The 16,499-nt window shown below is 68.4% G+C and carries 13 protein-coding genes; 3 read left to right on the top strand and 10 right to left on the bottom strand.

The window, feature by feature from the left end; genetic code table 11:
- Positions 1-29: 29 nt before the first annotated feature.
- The 7 genes from asnB to ACFXJL_RS25800 form a co-directional block, all read right to left on the bottom strand.
- Positions 30-1,949 (bottom strand): asparagine synthase (glutamine-hydrolyzing), encoded by a 1,920-nt coding sequence (gene asnB / locus ACFXJL_RS25830; protein WP_384696114.1) that lies wholly within the window; start codon positions 1,947-1,949, stop codon positions 30-32.
- A 2-nt stretch (positions 1,950-1,951) separates the two neighbouring features.
- Positions 1,952-3,523 carry a Wzz/FepE/Etk N-terminal domain-containing protein gene (locus ACFXJL_RS25825; protein WP_384696111.1) on the bottom strand — a complete coding sequence of 524 codons (1,572 nt, stop codon included), beginning with the start codon at positions 3,521-3,523 and terminating at the stop codon, positions 1,952-1,954.
- Entirely contained in the window at positions 3,520-4,917 is a 1,398-nt protein-coding gene (locus ACFXJL_RS25820; protein ID WP_384696108.1) for a Wzz/FepE/Etk N-terminal domain-containing protein, read from the bottom strand. Before ACFXJL_RS25820 ends, ACFXJL_RS25825 begins: the two co-directional genes overlap by 4 nt.
- On the bottom strand, positions 4,914-6,182 hold the full coding sequence (locus tag ACFXJL_RS25815; RefSeq protein ID WP_358880543.1) for a glycosyltransferase family 4 protein: 1,269 nt from the start codon (positions 6,180-6,182) through the stop codon (positions 4,914-4,916). The genes ACFXJL_RS25820 and ACFXJL_RS25815 overlap by 4 nt, the downstream gene beginning before the upstream one ends.
- Positions 6,172-7,497, bottom strand: coding sequence for a nucleotide sugar dehydrogenase (locus ACFXJL_RS25810; protein WP_384634972.1), 1,326 nt, complete (start codon positions 7,495-7,497; stop codon positions 6,172-6,174). Before ACFXJL_RS25810 ends, ACFXJL_RS25815 begins: the two co-directional genes overlap by 11 nt.
- A gap of 73 nt (positions 7,498-7,570) precedes the next feature.
- On the bottom strand, positions 7,571-9,049 hold the full coding sequence (locus ACFXJL_RS25805; protein ID WP_384634975.1) for a sugar transferase: 1,479 nt from the start codon (positions 9,047-9,049) through the stop codon (positions 7,571-7,573).
- Between the two features lie 1,000 nt (positions 9,050-10,049).
- Positions 10,050-11,684: a helix-turn-helix domain-containing protein gene (locus tag ACFXJL_RS25800; RefSeq protein ID WP_384696181.1), complete on the bottom strand. Its 1,635-nt coding sequence runs from the start codon at positions 11,682-11,684 to the stop codon at positions 10,050-10,052.
- 382 nt (positions 11,685-12,066) lie between these two features.
- Here ACFXJL_RS25800 and ACFXJL_RS25795 point away from each other — a divergent pair, with 382 nt between their 5' ends.
- The 3 genes from ACFXJL_RS25795 to ACFXJL_RS25785 all read left to right on the top strand — a co-directional run bounded on the left by ACFXJL_RS25795 (position 12,067) and on the right by ACFXJL_RS25785 (position 13,688).
- Positions 12,067-12,399, top strand: a complete 333-nt coding sequence (locus ACFXJL_RS25795) for a hypothetical protein (RefSeq protein WP_358880547.1) — start codon at positions 12,067-12,069, stop codon at positions 12,397-12,399.
- A gap of 70 nt (positions 12,400-12,469) precedes the next feature.
- Positions 12,470-12,760 carry a hypothetical protein gene (locus ACFXJL_RS25790; RefSeq protein ID WP_384634987.1) on the top strand — a complete coding sequence of 97 codons (291 nt, stop codon included), beginning with the start codon at positions 12,470-12,472 and terminating at the stop codon, positions 12,758-12,760.
- A gap of 247 nt (positions 12,761-13,007) precedes the next feature.
- On the top strand, positions 13,008-13,688 hold the full coding sequence (locus ACFXJL_RS25785; RefSeq protein ID WP_384696103.1) for a 2-phosphosulfolactate phosphatase: 681 nt from the start codon (positions 13,008-13,010) through the stop codon (positions 13,686-13,688).
- 160 nt (positions 13,689-13,848) lie between these two features.
- On the opposite strand, the gene ACFXJL_RS25780 is transcribed toward ACFXJL_RS25785, so the two are convergent.
- The 3 genes from ACFXJL_RS25780 to ACFXJL_RS25770 form a co-directional block, all read right to left on the bottom strand.
- A complete protein-coding gene (locus tag ACFXJL_RS25780) occupies positions 13,849-14,352 on the bottom strand; it encodes an MSMEG_1061 family FMN-dependent PPOX-type flavoprotein (RefSeq protein WP_384635422.1) in 504 nt (167 codons plus the stop codon).
- 278 nt (positions 14,353-14,630) lie between these two features.
- The gene (locus ACFXJL_RS25775; protein ID WP_384696100.1) at positions 14,631-15,479 is read right to left on the bottom strand and encodes an ABC transporter ATP-binding protein; all 849 of its coding nucleotides are present in this window, start codon (positions 15,477-15,479) and stop codon (positions 14,631-14,633) included.
- The gene (locus tag ACFXJL_RS25770) at positions 15,476-16,486 is read right to left on the bottom strand and encodes a FecCD family ABC transporter permease (RefSeq protein ID WP_384635425.1); all 1,011 of its coding nucleotides are present in this window, start codon (positions 16,484-16,486) and stop codon (positions 15,476-15,478) included. Before ACFXJL_RS25770 ends, ACFXJL_RS25775 begins: the two co-directional genes overlap by 4 nt.
- Positions 16,487-16,499 lie beyond the last annotated feature (13 nt).

Genomic DNA, 16,499 nt, shown 5'->3' with positions numbered 1-16,499 from the left:
GTTTCTACGCCGTCAAGCCGTCAAGCCGTTCAGTTCTGGCCGGAGCCAGAGGTCGCGCCGCGATACCAGTACTCAAGGGTCAGCACATGCCACAGATGCTTGGAGAAGTCCCGCTGCCCGGCGGCGTCCTCGGCGACGAGTCGCGCCAGCGCATCCCGGCGCAGGAACCCGGAACGGACGAGCACGCCGTCGTTCACCACCTCGCGCACCAGCGGTGCCAGATCCCTGCTCATCCAGGCCCGCAGCGGGGCGCTGAACAGGCCCTTGGGCCGGTACACGATCTCCCGCGGCAGGATCGAGGTGGCCGCCTCCTTGAGGACCGCCTTCCCCTGCCGTCCGACGATCTTGCGGTTGCCTGGCACCGCGAAGGCCGCCTTGACCACCTCGACGTCCACGTACGGCACCCGCACCTCGGTCGACGCGGCCATGCTGGAGCGGTCGGTGTACGCGAGGTTCAACCCCGGCAGGAACATCCGGGCATCGCCCAGACACATCCGGTTGACGAAGTCGTCGAGGTCGTTGTCCTGGTAGACGTCCCGGTGCTCACCCAGCACGTCGTCGACCGTCCCGGCCAGGTCCGGATCGATCAGGGCGAGCAGTTCGTCCTGGTCGTACATGGTGTAGCTGCGTCGGAACGCGGTCTCCTCAGGCAGCTCGGCGAAGGAGAGGAACCGCTTGGCGAAGCGCACCGACCGGTACCCCCGGCGGGCCGTGGCGACCGGCAGCCGGTCCACGACCCCGGTGACCCCCCGCCGCAGGGGCCGCGGGACGCGCTGGTAGCGCAGCGCAAGGAGGTTGGCCAGGTGCTTGCGGTACCCGGCGAACAGTTCGTCGGCGCCCATCCCCGAGAGCATCACCTTGACGCCGGCCTCCCGGGCGGCCTCGCAGATCAGGAACGTGTTGATCGCTGCGGGGTCGCCGATCGGCTCGTCCAGGTGGTGCGTCATCCGCGGCAGCAGATCGAGCACGTTCGGAGCGATCTCGATCTCATGCAGGTCGACGCCGAACTGCTCGGCCACCTGCCGCGCGTAGCGCAGATCGTCCGGCATCGCCTCGAACTTGGCGTCCTCGGGACGGAACCCGATCGTGTACGCGGAGATCCCCGGCCGGTCGCGGGCCGCCAGCGCGGTCAGATAGCTGGAGTCGAGACCACCCGAGAGGAAGGTCGCCACGGGCACATCGGAGAGCAGGTGCCGCCGGGTCGACTCCTCGACGACGGCGCCCACGTCCGGCTGCTCGCCGCTGCGGGCCAGCTCCCGACCTTCGGCGGCCACTTCCTTCAGGTTCCAGAACCGACCGCGCTCCACCCGACCGTCGGGCCGGCACCTGAGCCAGCTACCCGGCGGCAGCTTCTCCGCTTCGCGGAACGCGCACCGCGAGTCGGGCACCCAGTAGTACAGGAGCGAGGCCACCAGCGCCGCATGGTCCACCTCCAGCGACCCACCGGTCACGGCGACGAGCGCCTTGAGTTCGGAGGCGAACATCAGGCCCGTACCGCGCCGGAGCAGGAACAGCGGCTTGACGCCGAGTTGGTCGCGGGCGAGCACCAGCTCACCGGTTCGCTCGTCGAAGACCGCGAACGCGAACATGCCGCGCAGCCGGGGCAGACAGTCCGTACCCCAGCGCCGCCATGCCTCCAGCAGCACCTCGGAGTCGGACGTGCCACGAAAGCGCACGCCGGCGGCCGTCAGCTCGGCACGGAGTTCGGGCGCGTTGTACAGCTCGCCGTTGTACGTGAGGGCCAGACCGTCCGAGACCATCGGTTGGGCGCCGGTCTCGGACAGGTCGATGATCGCCAGCCGACGGTGTCCGAGGTGCACTTCGCCGTCGCCGACGGAGTGGTTGTAGCGGCCCGCCCCGTCCGGGCCGCGGTGGGCGAGGACATCGGTGAGCCGGTCGGTCACGACCTTTCCGTCCGGCCATCGGTACGTGCCTGCGATTCCACACATGTCTACCGCGCCTCCTGGTCGCTGTCCGGAACCAGCGCGGTCGGCATCGAAGGCCGCTCCGTTCGCGGCTGGGCCGTTCCGTTCTGGCGGGTCAGCCGCTCGGTCAGCAGTTGCCCCGTTCCGTTCTGTCGGGCCAACCGCTCGTACTGGCCGCGCAACGCGGTGTGCAGGCCGTCCCACAGCGTGCCGTCGGTACGGTCACGCGGATCGGGGTCGATCAGCACCACACCGATCACCGGTATGCGCTGGTCCGCGAGCTGCCGGGCCACGGTGTGCAGCCATGCGGCGCTGCCGTGCCCGGCCCGTACGACGAGCACGGTCTGGGCACCGAGGTACTGGAGGTCGGTCCACGCCGTGCCGGGCGCGACCGAGCCGACGCCGATCCGGCGCGCCTGCTGCGGCACGGACGCGACGATGTCGCCGCTGACCACGGTCGGCCCTCCCAACTTCTGACGGCTGTTGGCGAGCTCCGGGCCCGGCAGACCGTTGACGACCACCATCGGCCCCTCCGCGGCCAGTGCCTCGGCGACGTTCAGGGCGATCGCACTCGCGCTGTGCGCACACCCCAGTTCCAGCAGCGAAACCGGCTCCGTGGAGCCCCGCACCATGCGGGTCAGGGTCACGGTGAGCCGTTCGCGTGCCGCCCGGGTCCGTCGGCCCTGCCACAGCCCGATCGACCGGCGGGGCACGCGAGGCAGCTCCGCGATGACGGAGGCGCCCAGGTTCGTCGCGATCTCCCGGCGCAGCACGGGACGATCCGCGACCACCGTGCCGACCGCTGCCAGCGCGAGTCCGAGGACAAGTCCGAGCACGAGCCCGATCGCGGCGTTGGTGACGGCGGTCTTGGGCAGGGAGTGCTGCACCGCCCGGGGTGCATCCACGATCTGTGTTCCGGTGATGACCTGGGGCGTGCCGGTGCGCACCTCCGCGGCGCGCTGGTCGAACTCGGCGATTCGTGAGTTGAGCTCGGCTCGGCGGGCGAAGAGCGACTCGATGCTCGCCGATGACTTCGGGTCGCTCTCCGGCGACCGGTCTCCGATCGACTTGTTGACCCGGGCGAGCTCGTCCCGCATGCGGTCACGCTGGTCGAGCAGGGCCTCGGACTCGGCCTTCGCGGCTGCCCACATCCGCCCCACGTGATCGGCGATGAACGCATCGGCCAACGCCTTGGCCCGGGCCACCGCCTGTGCGTCGCTGTCACCCGTCACATCGATCTGCAACAGGTTGTTGGTCAGACCCGTACCGCGGTAGTCCTGTATGAAGTCTTCCGGCTTGTCGGGAGAGTTGAGGGCCTTGAGGGCCTTCCCGGCGATCCGGGTGGTCCCCAGCAGCGCGACGTCGGTACGGATCAGTGTTCCGGTGTCGTTCGGCTGGTCCTCCTTGTGGGTGACCAGCACCTTGGTCACCGCGGTCGGAGGCGGCGGCAGCACGACCGCCACTGCCGCACCGAGCAGCAGCCCCAGGATCGCCATGGAACACCAGAGGCGGCGGCGCCTGCGTACGGCTACCACCAGCGCTTGCAGGTCCAGCAACGGAGCGCCTGTCGACGGTTCCGAAGTCGTGCTCGTCGTCACACTGACTCTCCCGTCGCGTGGCCGCGCACCGCGAGTGCGGGAGTGGCCTTCTCCGGTGGGGGGCCGGTGGACGGCGTCGGTCGGGCCCGGACCGCGCCGGCGACGACGACGCCGATGATGTCGTGGCCACCGTCCGCACACGCCTCGGCGATGCCGGCGAGCTCGCCCGCGGTCCAACTGCCCGCGCTGAGCACGACCAGGGCACCCGACTCGGTGTCGCGGTCCGGCACCATCGGCTGGGACACCGAGACCTCCACCACCCGCAGCACGGGGTTCGCCGTGCTCGTAGGGCTCGGTGAAGGATCGCCCTCCGCCTCGGTGACGAGTTGCCCCGCTGCTCGAAGGGCGGTCCCATCTCCCTCCGGCACGACGACCAGCAGTCGCCAGGGGGAGGGCAGGTGGTCCCGAAGGCGAGCCCACACCCGTCGATAGCGGATCTGTCGGCTGGCCTCGTCGCCGGATGCTTGTGGGCTCGGCGTGTCCCACCGGCTGTCCATACCCAGCAGCCGGCGGATCCGGGCCCGCGGGCCGAGGTCTTCCGCCCGGTCCGAGCTGGTGTCGCCTGGCACGTCGACCGTGCCCAGCAGCGCCGAGCCCAGTGCCGCGACGATCTCAGGCTCGGTGCGCAGTCGGCGATTCAGCCGTGCGGCTGCGAGATGTCCGACGACCGCGAGCAGAGGGAACAGCAGCGCACCGGCGGAGATGAGTTGCACCCTCGTCGGCGGCGCCTCGCCGGTTGGCCGCGGAGCCGGCCCCATGATCACCATGCCGGCCTTGTTGCGCGCCGTATCCGCCTGGTCCAGCTTCTTCATGGCCTCTTCCAGCGCGGTACGCAGCTTCGCGAGCGCGGTGCGGGCCTGCACGCTCTCCACGGTCTGCCCCGGATCGGCGGCATTGGCGAGTTCGGTGATGTGACGGTTCGTCTGCACGACCTTCTGTCGCAGGGCCTCGGGGCCCGTGGCCGCTTCGGAGTCCGCACCGTCGCCTGCGATGCGCGCGGCGAAGGCCACGAGTTGCTGGGCCACCCGGTCGGAGAGCTGCTGCGCGCGCTCCGGAGTCTCGGCCGTGCCCGAGATCTTGATGATGTTCCCGTCAGCGGTCTCGGCGCTCACCCGATCCCGTAACTCACCGCCGCTGACGCCCCTCCAGTCGAGGGTGGCAGCCGCACGGTCGACCACCGCCGAACTGGTCGCGATGTCCACCTGGGTCAGCAGTTCGCGCTCTTCCCACTGCCCCGGCAGCAGTACGGATGCCGACGCCGTGTAGCGCGGCGGAAACAGCAGCGAGGTGCCGTAGCCGACGACTGCGCCCAGCACGGTGAGGACGGCGAGCAGCCGCCAGCGCCGACGGAGGATCCGCCCGATCGTGACCAGGCGTATTATCTCATTGCTCAACGACGCGGCCTCTTCTTCCCGGTGCTGACCGGGTTGCCCGCCGACACCGGAGTGTGGTCGCGGCAGGCAACGGCGTAAGCGGCGAGCAGTGATCGTTGGGAGTTCCGCCAGGAGAGCTCCCCGCTGATCCGCTCCTGACCGATCTTGCCCATCTGGGCCCGCTTCTCCGGATCGTCGAGCAGCAGCGCGACGAGCCTGGCGAATTCGGCCTCGTCGTTGGCGGGCGCGTAGACGGCGGCATCACCGGCGGAGACCCGCGCCTCACGGAGGTCGAACGAGACGATCGGCCGGCCCATCGCCATGTACTCCAGGACCTTGTTCATCGTCGACACGTCGTTCAGCGGATTGCGCGGGTCGGGGGAGAGGCACACATCGGCGGTCGACAGATAGCGCACCAGATCGGCGTCCGGAATGCGCCCCGTGAACTGCACCTGCTCGGAGAGCCCGAGCCGCTCGGACAGCTCCACCATCGCGTCGAAGGCGTCGCCGGCGCCCACGAACACCGCGTGCCAGTCGGTGCGCCCGATTTCGTCGCGCAACTTCGCCAGGGCCCGCAGGGCGTAGTCGACACCGTCCTGAGGGCCCATGACACCCAGGTAGCACAACAGATGGGGCTTGCCGCGCTTCAGCTCCGGCTCGGGCGACACCGGTTGGAACCGCTCGATCTCGGGCGCGCTGCGCACCACGAAGACATCCGCCGGACGCTGACCGCCACGGCCTATCGCGACATCCCGGTAGCTCTCGTTCGTGGCGAGCACGACATCCGCGGCCCGATAGGTCAGCCGCTCCAAGGCGCACACGCCTCGGTAGAGCAGGTCCTCACCACGATCGAACCGGGAGAGGTACAACTCGGGTACCAGGTCGTGCTGATCGAAGACGAACCGCGCGCCGCGCCGCTTCAACCACAACGCCGGCAGGAACAGCAGGTCGGGCGGGTTGCAGGCGTGCACCACGTCGACCGGACCGACCTTGCGGGCCAACCGGGCCGTATGCCACAACGCCGATCCGTACTCCCGCAGATAGCCGGCCGGTCCTCCGGTGGCCGCGCGCAACGGGTAGCGATGGATCCGCACCCCGTCGATCTCGATCTCCAACTCCGTGTCCCGCTTGGTTCCTCGGGGACAGATGACGTGCACCTCCCAGCCCGCGTCGCGCAGCGTCTTGCACTCCTGCCACACACGCCGGTCGAACGGCACCGAGAGGTTCTCCACCAGGATCAGCGCGCGCCGGTCCGGTCGTTCGTCGCTGATTGCATCACCAAGCAAGGCCCACGTACCCCGGTTCTGTCCGGCGCGTTTCGGCGTCGGGAAGGTGGATGAGATCGATGAGCACCGGGCCGTCGCCATGGGGGAGTACCGACAGCACGGCCGGATCCCTCGTCCCGATCAGGCACACCTCGGCGTGTTCGAGAACGTCGTTGACGGAGTCGGCAAGCAGCTGCGCGAGGTGTGGCAGCCGGGTTTCGATGTACTCGCGGTTCGCACCCAGCAGCCGGGAGAGGCTCACATTGGCGTCATAGATCCGCAGGTCATAGCCCTTGCCGAACAGCGTCTCCGCCAGTGCGACGAGCGGGCTCTCGCGGAGGTCGTCGGTGCCGGGTTTGAAGGAGAGTCCGAACAGTCCCACCCGGCGCTTGCCGGTGCGCTCGACCAGCTCCACCGCGCGCTGAAGGTGCGCGGAGTTGGAGGGCAGCACATTGGCAAGGATGGGAACCGACACATCGGCCCGCTGCGCCGCATGGACCAGACTGCGTAAGTCCTTGGGGAGGCAGGAACCACCGAAGGCGAAACCGGGCCGTAGATAGGCGGGGCTGATGTTCAACTTGCGGTCGGCCAGGAACACGTCCATGACCTGGTGCGAGTCCACCCCGAGCGCCTGACACACCGCGCCCAACTCGTTCGCGAAACCGACCTTGAGGCCGTGGAACGCGTTGTCCGCGTATTTGATCGCCTCGGCGGTGGGGATCGGCACCCGGAACACCTCGCCGGGTAAGCCCTCGTACAGTGCCAGTACCGCGTCCCCGCTGGCCGGGTCGAGTTCTCCGATGACCGTCTTGGGCGGATCGAAGAAGTCCTGCACGCTCGTGCCCTCGCGCAGGAACTCCGGGTTGACCGCGACCCCGAAGTCCACTCCGGCCGTGCCCCCGACGTACTTCTCCAGGATCGGCACCAGCAGTTTCAAGCAGGTGCCCGGGAGCATGGTGCTGCGGAACACAACGGTGTGCCGCCCGCCGCGCTCAGGACCATCCGCCAGGGCGGTGCCGATCTGCTCGGTGACCCGCTCCAGATAGGTGGTGCACAGGCTGCCGTTGGGTTCGGACGGGGTGCCCACACAGATCAGCGACACGTCGCTGCCCATGATCGCCTCGTGGACGTCGTCCGTGGCGCGTAACGCTCCGGTCCGCACGACCTCGGCGATGAGCTCGCCGATCCGTTCCTCGACCACCGGCGCCTTGCCACGGTTGACCAGGTCGACCTTCACCTGGTTCACGTCCACCCCGATGACCTCGTGACCCATGCTGGCCAGGCACGCGGCCGACACACAGCCTACGTATCCGAGGCCGAAAACGCTGATCCTCATGACCCGTCCCTCCCCATAGTCAGGCACTCCTGGCCTGCGGTCGGCGCGTCGGCCGGACGACGACAGTGGCGCATCAGTAGGCCCCCTGCCCGTAGAGCACCGCACGCAGCGTCTTCCACAAGATCACTGTGTCCAGGGCGAGTGACCAGTCCTCCACGTACCGAAGGTCCAGTCGGACCGCCTCGTCCCACGGCAGGTCACTGCGTCCGCTGATCTGCCAGAGGCCGGTGAGCCCGGGCTTGACCAGCAGCCGCCGCCGGATGTCCGGGCCGTACGCAGCGGACTCCTCAGGCAGTGGGGGCCGTGGACCGACGAGCGACATCGACCCGGTGAGTACGTTGAAGAGCTGCGGGAGCTCGTCCAGTGAGTACCGGCGCAGCACTCCTCCCACCCGGGTCACCCGCGGATCCCGGCGGAGCTTGAACAGCAGACCCGCACCCTCGTTGCGGTCGGCCAGTTCGGCGCGTGCCCGGTCAGCCCCGTCGACCATGGTGCGAAACTTGAGGATGGTGAACTCGCGACCCTCCTTGCCGACCCTGCGCTGGCGGTAGAACGCCCCACCCCGACTGTCCAGCAGTATGAGCAGCCCCACGAACATCATCAGTGGCGCGAACACCATCAGCAGAATCGTTGCGCCCAGTCGATCGACGACCTCCTTGACCGCCCGGCGGCCCCCGGTGAAGGTCGGCATGCTGACCCGCAGCAGTGGTATTCCGAGCACCGCGTCGACGTGCAGTCGCGGGCCGGCCACCTCCATCAGCACGGGGGCCACGACCATCTCGGCATCGCTGCCTTCGAGGTTCCAGGCCAGCCGTTGCAGCCGGTCCGGTGTCCAGTGCGGGTCCGGTGTGACCGCCACGACTCGGTAGCCGTTGCGACGGACGTGATTGGCGACGTCGGCCAGTTGGCCGACGACCGGCACTCCGTCCAGTTGGTCGCCGTCGAGTCCGAGACCGTCAGTCGTGCACACCGCATCCACTCGCCAGCCGAGATGCGGGGACTTGCGGGCCCGATTGATCAGATCTCGTACGGTGGGCAGGCTCCCGGCAGCGAGCACCGGCCGCAGGCACCGGCCGTCCTTGCGCTGCTTGTGCAGCCACAGGCGCAACAGATATCGCGCGGTCATAGTGACGAGTGCGAGCGCGGGGATCGCAACGAATATCCAGAGTTTGATGTTGCGCGAGGTGAGGGCGATCCCGCCGAGTGCGAGTACGACGGCCGCCGCGAAGAGGGAACGTCCGAGCCGGCGGAACTCCTCGGCGCCCTGGCCGAGCACGGCCGGAGCCCAAGCCCTGCTCACTGCAAGCGCTCCCAGCACCAACAGTTCGGTGCCGAATGCGAGTATTCCCCACTTCTCGTGCCAGTTGGCCGCGTCCCGGGCCCCGAAGAAGTTCCCTATTGCCGCCACCACCAAGGCGGTGGCCACGGTATCGCTGGTGATGACGGTACGGCGGTACCGCTCCTCCCAGTCAATCGCGGGCTGTCTGATTGCCCCGTTCGCCAACCGCCCGCGCGTTGACGAAAACGGCTTGACTAACTCCCCCTGCTCCACAGAACCCCCCAGGTCACCAGCAGTTCGACGTACTCGCCTCACACTGTTCCTGTCTCGGGAGCTCCCGTCCCCCGAGCCGCGCTGTTCCTCCCCTCGGGAGGCCCCCGCCCCCCGTGCACGCATCGCAGCTGCAATTGCAGCACTATGTGACAACTCGCCCTGACGGCAGTGGATTTGCTCGTTCTGCCGGGCCCTTGAGGTGCGTGGAGCCCATCGAAACCTCGGGTGCTCCCCGCACCCAAGGCCCCCCTCTCGGGCTCCCTGAACTGATCATCCCCAAGTCTGGCCGGGGACTCGACTACTGGCTGTTGGTGGCGCCGGATCTATAGATCAATGTCGTTCGCCTCGTGCCCGAACGGCTGAAGCACGGTCAATCTAGACCATCGGGGCCGGCATGAGGAGGCCATGTGTGGAATTTGTGCTCAGGCTTTGAGACCGGATGCACCGATCGGCGACTGTCAACGGGTGTCCGACGGCGAAGACGTATGTTGTGACCTGTGGTGATGGGATTTCGCCGGGGTGGCGGCGCCGGTAAACCCGAGGTGCTCAAGGACTGGCAAATAGGCCGTATCCAGGCCCTGTTGGCACCCTCGCGTGAGCATCGTGGCGGATCGTTTCTACGTCGACCGGACCCGGGCGCCGGGGTGGAGTCGGCACCCGCGGATCACGGTGTCCACTCCAGCGGGTTGCCCGGCCGGCGCAGCTTCCAAGCGGGAGTGGTCGGCGGACCACAGCAGACCATCCGCGGTCCCCGGTGTGTCCCTTGCTTCTCCATGTTCGTGCGCTGCTCAGTGTGGCTGTTGGTGCCCACAGTGGGGGAGTGGCGATCGATCCGTACGTCGAGACCCACGACTTGGCCCGGAACCTCGGTGCTCACCCCGCGATCCCTGGCGATGGACCCGATCGCCGCTCCTGGCCCGGACCGATGCACAACGCGGTCGCAGTGACGGGATCCGGGCCGGGGATTGCAGAGTGGGTTTGCCCCCGGTGGCCTCCGGATCTACTCGGCCCGAGCCCCCGGGGCTGGGCTGGCCATTGGGTCTTCTGGGTCCTCTGGGGTGCCTGTGGTGGGATCGTTTCCGGGGTGGGGGGCCGGGTCGGCTCCCGTCGTCGGGACCCACCGCCGGGTGTTGGTGTCGTACAGATAGGCGGGACCGCCCAGGACACTGCTCGTACGGAACGGCCGTCCGGCGTCGTCGATCCGTACGGTCCCTGAGCGGTCCGCGCTGCTCCACTCCAACTCCAGATACCAGTCGCAGTCACACGTCACCGTGCGGCCGGTGATGAGCAGGATCTCCGGGTCCCGGGCCGAGACCCGGTAGGGAAATGAAGCGGCAGGGATCTCCACCCCGGAATCGTTGCCGGGCACGGAAACGGCCGTCGGGCGGGCGGCGTCGAGGTCCACGTCGAACAGCCGAGGCGTCATCGTCCCTCCGCAGCCCAGGCTCATGCCATAGACGTTTCGGCGCTGCGGGGGACGCTGGGCCGCCACCCGTACCCGGAGCCCCTGAAGCACCACCGCCTGCTCACCACTGCCCTGGACGGTCAACCTGACCAGGGTGTCGCCCCCGTGCACTGCCCCCAGGGAGCGGGCCCAGGGCTCGGCGTCGGACACCGACGGCGGCGGGGGGACCGCCGTCGGTGGGCGGTCGACGATGTAGGAGTGACTACAGCCGCTCGCCCAGATGTGCTGGTTGACGCCCCAGGTGAACGGCAGGGCACGGTCGCGAGGCTTCGACGCCCCCGCGGACTCCCGGGGCGCAGGACGGGAGCCGGTGCGGCCCGGGCCCATGGATGCGGTGGGACCGGCCGGGAGACGGGAAGCGGTCACCCCGGGGGAGAGGGACCAGGGCGTTGGGGCGGGTAGGGCGGACGGGTCGGCAGTGGTGTCCGAGGCGCGCAGAGAAGGGACGGCGGTGCCCGCGTAGCGCGGACCGGTTGCGCGCTGTCGACCGTTCCGGTCTTCCGAGGAGGAAGGCGAGTGCTCGAACGCCAGCAGGACGAGGAAGGCAATGAGGAGGGTGAGGACGGTCACAACGGCGACCAGTCCGGTGGCAAGGTGCGCTGCCGGTGCGCTGCCACCTGTTCGCCCGGGCCACGACCGGCGCCCCCTGGTGGCACGGACGACCCGCCGCCGTGGCACCTCCGGGGACCCGGTCGACCCGGCTGCCTCCGGCCCTGGCTCCCTGGCCTGCATCTCCTCCAGGACGACGGTGACCTCGGGGGCGGCTTCCAACGCGGCAGTCCCGGTGTACTTCGCGGCATCGGTGATCCCGGGGACGGACTCGCTGACTTCGAGTGCCCGGACGGCATCTCCCGGGACGGTCCCACCGCGAGTCAGCTTCGACAACGCCTCGGGGCTTCCGGCCGCACTCCGCGCCTGAACCCCGCCAGCGGCCTGACGTCTGCGGCGCTCCCCGTCCGCCAGCACCCACAGACGGTGCAGCTCCACGAGGTCCTCACCCTGACAGCCGCACAGCCGTGCCAGCCGTTCGACCGGGGTGAACTCCAACGGCACGATGTGACCGGAACAGTAGCGGTGGAGGGTGGAAGCGCTCACCCCCACTCGGTGGGCCAGAGCTCCGTAACTGCGCCCCGACGCCTCCCGGATTCCCCGCAGCCGACGCGCGAACACCTCGGTCCCCGAATCTAACGCGCTCAACCGTTCCAGCCCCCCAGCGTTTCGTGGCGGCGTTCCACCCCTGCCGAGTATTCCCACGTCAGTGGGGCTGGAATGGTTCCAGTGTTCCACCAGTGTCCCCTGTGCTTGCCGTCCATCGTCGTGCTGCTGAAGCTGTTGACCGTCAAGTCGGCCACGCAGCAAGGGGATGCACCACGCAGCAGGGGGATGCAACTGCTGAACGTGGTTCGCATTCCCGGGGTGAAGGGAACGAACGCCACTGCTCGGAATCAGTCGCTCAACCAAGTGTCTTGGAAGCCATTCGACAAACGATCACACCAACACAGTCGGCGCTGACCGTTTCAGTGACGATCGAAGCAACCATCGAGGAGTCCCGGTGACCCGTTCGTCCACGATACGTCTGCGTTCCACAGCCGTGGCCCTTGCCACCTCGGCGCTTCTCATCGGAGGGGTCAACTCCGCCCAGGCGGCCCCGGTTGGAGTAGAAGCCGCCCAACAGAAGCTGGTTCTGCCTGAGGTGCGGACGTTCACCGGTTCCGGGATGGGCACCTCGCCGTCCCAGGCGGTGAACGGCGCGGTCCGGATGGCTTACACGATCGCCCAGTCGGCCGGATGGCAGGCGAACCACTGCTATGTCCGAGCCACCGACGTCAGGTCGGTCGGTGGCGGTGTGTACTCCGCGGTCGCCGACCTGTTCTGCCAGCGCTGACTCACACCGCATTCCACCAAGAACCTCACCAAGCAACTCACCAGGAACTCATCAAGAATGGGGTACCGACATGAAATCGCTACTCGTCCGAGGCGGCGTTGCCCTGGCTCTCGCGGGCCTCGCCACATTTGCGCCCTCTGTCGCACACGCCGACGTGAGCGTCCAGGAGACACAAACGTTCACGGGTTGGGCATATGAGAACAGCCCCAAGGAGGCGAAGCGGGAAGCTGAGAACATGGCCCGCCGGTCCGCGCTGATCAGCGGATATCTCCATGAGCAGTGTGTGCTGCTCTACGCCTACTCCACCCGACTCGCACCCGGCTACTTCGCGGGTAACGCCGCCATCAGGTGCACTCGCTGATCTGCTGAGGCCATTCACGAGTTCGCTCGGGACCGGTAGCGAGCCCCGCCCGATCGTGTAGACCGGGCGGGGCTCGTTGTTTCCGAAGGAGGTCCGGGACTTGTTGGGGGTGGTGGCCGGCGGCATGACACAGCAGTTGGGTCTCTGGTGTGGGTCGCGGCCGTGGCCATCGGGGGGTTCGCCGATCCCACGTGATGTGGACCACTCTTCGAGTGCCATGGGTCGGGCATGCACGATCATGACCCAAATGGACGCCTGTTTCCTTGGTATCACCGAGCTGGTCGAAGCCCCGCCCGTGGCGGTTGTCGTCGATGTCATGCGCGCCTTCACTGTCGCCGCCTGGGCGTTTGGTCAAGGCGCAGACAAGATCGTTCTTGCTGAGTCGCTGGACGAGGCCCTGGCGCTCAAGGCTCGTCACCCGGATTGGGCGGCACTCAAAGACGGTCCGCCAGCGCCCGGGTTCGACCTGGTCAACTCGCCTGGCCTGCTGCGGGATGTTGACCTGGGCGGTCGGACCGTCGTACAGAAGACCACGGCAGGGACGGTCGGCGCCCTCGCGGTCAAAGAGGCGTCGTTGGTGCTGTGCGCCAGTTTCGTGGTGGCGGAGGCAACAGCCCAGCTCGTGCGTACCCGCCCGAGTGACAACGTCACATTCGTCGTCACCGGTGAGGACGGGCAGGCCGACGAGGATCTGGCGTGTGCCCAGTACATCGCCCGGAGGGCCACGGGGGCAGCAACGGATGCCACTGAGTTCCTTCGGCGCGCTGCCGGGTCGCGCGCCGCCGCCGAGTTGGCTGGAGGCGTGCGTCAAGGAGTGCATGCCGATGACGTCGAACTCTGCCTTGAGGTCGACCGGTTCCCCTTCGCCATGGTGGCGACCTTGGAGGGTTCGCTGCTGGTCCTCCGTCCGCGCTCAGTGCCTTCCTAGACCGACGACCACCCGAAGTGAACGTTGGTGAGGCCCCGCACAGTGGTGTTCTCACTGGTCGGTGTCGTCTTGGGCAGCTGCGCGGCGGGCGGTGCGCACCTTGCCCTACGGACCGCAGGCGCGGTCGAGCAGCGGAAGGCGATGCAGTCTGCCGGCCTCGTCAGGCACTCTCCCAGGTGGTGGTGTCCCACAGCCCGGAACGGTGCAGGGCCCGGGGGCAGTGCCGATAGATCTCGTCGATCTCGATCAGAATGGCGAGGTCGGGACGCCGGTCCCCGGAAGCCATCGTGTCGAAGAAGGGCGCGTTGGCCAGGAGTCGTGCCCGGCCGTTGATCCGTAGGACGTCCCGACTCCCCGGTATGAGGTAGAGCAGTCCGGCGTGGGGGTTGTCGAGGATGTTGTGGAGGCTGTCCCCCCTGCGGTTGCCGGGGCGTTCCGGTAGCGCCAGGGTTCCGGGATCGATGACGTGGGTGAAGCCGGGGCCGTCGCCGCGAGGGGAGACGTCGCAGGCGCCGTGCGCGTCGGACGTGGAGAGCAGGCAGAAGGTGGAGCGGGCCAGGACTGCGTGGTCGTCCTCGTCCAGTCGGGCGTGCACCTTGTCGATGACGATCGGATGCGGGGTGCCCAGCAACTCCTGCAACTCCGCGTGTGAGCGCAGGCCGATGAAGCCTGGCCGGGCGGTGGGCGCGCCCGGGAGGTCGGTTCCGGCAGGCGCATCGGTGCGCGCAGTTTCGTACGGGGTGTCGGCCGCTCCAGCGGATGGGGCCGTGGTGCGCTCCGTGGCCGTGGTGGCTTTTCTCCTGGACAAGCTGGACAACTCAACTCCCGGTGGTGGTGTGGGGTGCGTGCTGGCCGTTGTCTGCCGCCGGTTGGCCCCGTGTGCGGCAACTGATCTGCCGGGGTGTGCGGTGGCCGGGACCTAGGGTGGTACGGCCGGGTTCATCAGTCGGGCGTGCGTTCACGGACGGTTCCGCTGGGTGTGCTCTGCGTCGGCCTGATCCCGTGGCGTCCGATGGGCAGCATCAGGGGCCGGCCGGAGACGGGGTCCTCGATGATGCGGCTGTCGAGACCGAAGACCGTGCGGACGTTGTCCTGTGTGAGCACTTCGTGCGGCGTCCCGGCGATGTGCAGCCGGCCCGAAGCGAGAGCGACGATGTGGTTGGCGTATCGGGCAGCGAGATTGAGGTCGTGCAGGACCATCACGACGGTCGTTCCCCGAGAGTGGTTCAGGTCCGTCAACAGGTCAAGGACTTCGATCTGATGACTCGCATCGAGGAAGGTGGTGGGTTCGTCCAGCATCAGGATGTCGGTCTGCTGGGCGAGTGCCATGGCGATCCACACCCGTTGGCGCTGTCCACCGGAGAGCTCGTCGACGCTGCGGTGGGCGAGGGGCAGCGTGTCCGTCGCCTCCAGAGCAGCCGCCACGGCCGCGTCGTCCTCCGCGTTCCAACGCGAGAAGACTCGCTGGTGAGGATGGCGCCCACGGCCGACGAGATCGGAGACGGTGATCCCTTCGGGGGCCACTGGCGACTGGGGGAGCAGCCCGAGCGTACGGGCGAGTTCCTTGGCGGGCAGGCGGTGCACCTCCTTTCCGTCCAGGATGACGCGGCCCGCGCGGGGCGCCAGCAGACGGGACATGGAGCGCAGGAGCGTCGACTTGCCACAGGCGTTCGCTCCGACGATCGCCGTGATGCCGCCTGGCGGCACGACCAGATCGAGCGACTCGACGACGGTGCGTTCGCCGTAGCCGAGGGTGAGCCCCTCGGCGGCCAAGGAGTGGGTCGTGGTCACAGGGAACTTCCTGCCCGGTTGGTGCGGATGATCAGGTAGACGAGGTAGGGCGCGCCGAGCACACCGGTGATGACGCCCACCGGGAAGCGGGCGTCGAAGGCGAACTGGCCGGTGAAGTCTGCGACCAGGACCAACAGGGACCCAACCAGGCCCGCGGGCACCAGGAGCGAACCACCCGGCCCGGCGATCCGTGCCGCGATGGGCCCGGAAAGGAAGGCGACGAAGGCGATCGGCCCGGACGCCGCCGTGGCGAACGCGATCAGGCCGACAGCGGCGACGATCACCGTGACACGGGTGCGCTCGACGCGTACCCCGAGCGCTGAGGCAGTGTCATCTCCGAGTTGCAGCGCGGACAGGTTCCGCGCCTGCGACAGCAGTACGGGGCACAACACCGCCAACGCCACAGCGGCGGGTGCGGTCTGGTGCCATGTGGTGCCGTTGAGACTGCCGGTCAACCAGCGCATCGCCTCTTGGAGGTCCCATTCGGCTGCCTGGGACAGTACGTAGGCGACGACGCTGTCGAGCATCGCGGCGATGCCGATGCCGATGAGGATGAGCCGGGTGCCGACCACACCGTCCTTGAACGCCAGGGTGTACACGAGCAGTGCGACGGCGAGTGCGGCGGTGATCGCGACGATCGACACCTGCGTCTCGCCCAAGGAGAGGGTGACGATCGCCATGGCCGCTGCCGCACTCGCGCCCGAGCTGATGCCGATGACGTCGGGACTGGCGAGCGGGTTGCGGAGCATGGTCTGGAAGGTGACACCGGCCATCCCGAAGCTGAAACCCGCCACTACGGCCAGGACGGCCCGGGGCAGCCGTAGCCGTCCGACCGTGAACGACGCCCCCGGCACCTGCTCGCCGAGGACCACACGGACCACTTCATCCAGGGGGTAGTACGTCTGCCCAGCCATCAGGGTCACGGTGAACACGGCCGTCACCAAAGCGGCCAGCAACAGGACGACCGCGCGGCGGCGAAGCGCCCTGCCTCTCCGGTCGCGGGCCACGGTCTCGGCGGAG

The organism is Streptomyces sp. NPDC059256 (assembly GCF_042753785.1).
In the GTDB taxonomy this organism is placed as follows: domain Bacteria; phylum Actinomycetota; class Actinomycetes; order Streptomycetales; family Streptomycetaceae; genus Streptomyces.
This window is presented reverse-complemented; position numbering and strand designations above follow the sequence as displayed.

Bases quoted from the DNA above. Each gene is read 5' to 3' on its own strand.
- asnB (WP_384696114.1), bottom strand. From the start codon at position 1,949: ATGTGTGGAATCGCAGGCACGTACCGATGGCCGGACGGAAAGGTCGTG.
- ACFXJL_RS25810 (WP_384634972.1), bottom strand. From the start codon at position 7,497: ATGAGGATCAGCGTTTTCGGCCTCGGATACGTAGGCTGTGTGTCGGCC.
- ACFXJL_RS25790 (WP_384634987.1), top strand. From the start codon at position 12,470: ATGAAATCGCTACTCGTCCGAGGCGGCGTTGCCCTGGCTCTCGCGGGC.
- ACFXJL_RS25785 (WP_384696103.1), top strand. From the start codon at position 13,008: ATGGACGCCTGTTTCCTTGGTATCACCGAGCTGGTCGAAGCCCCGCCC.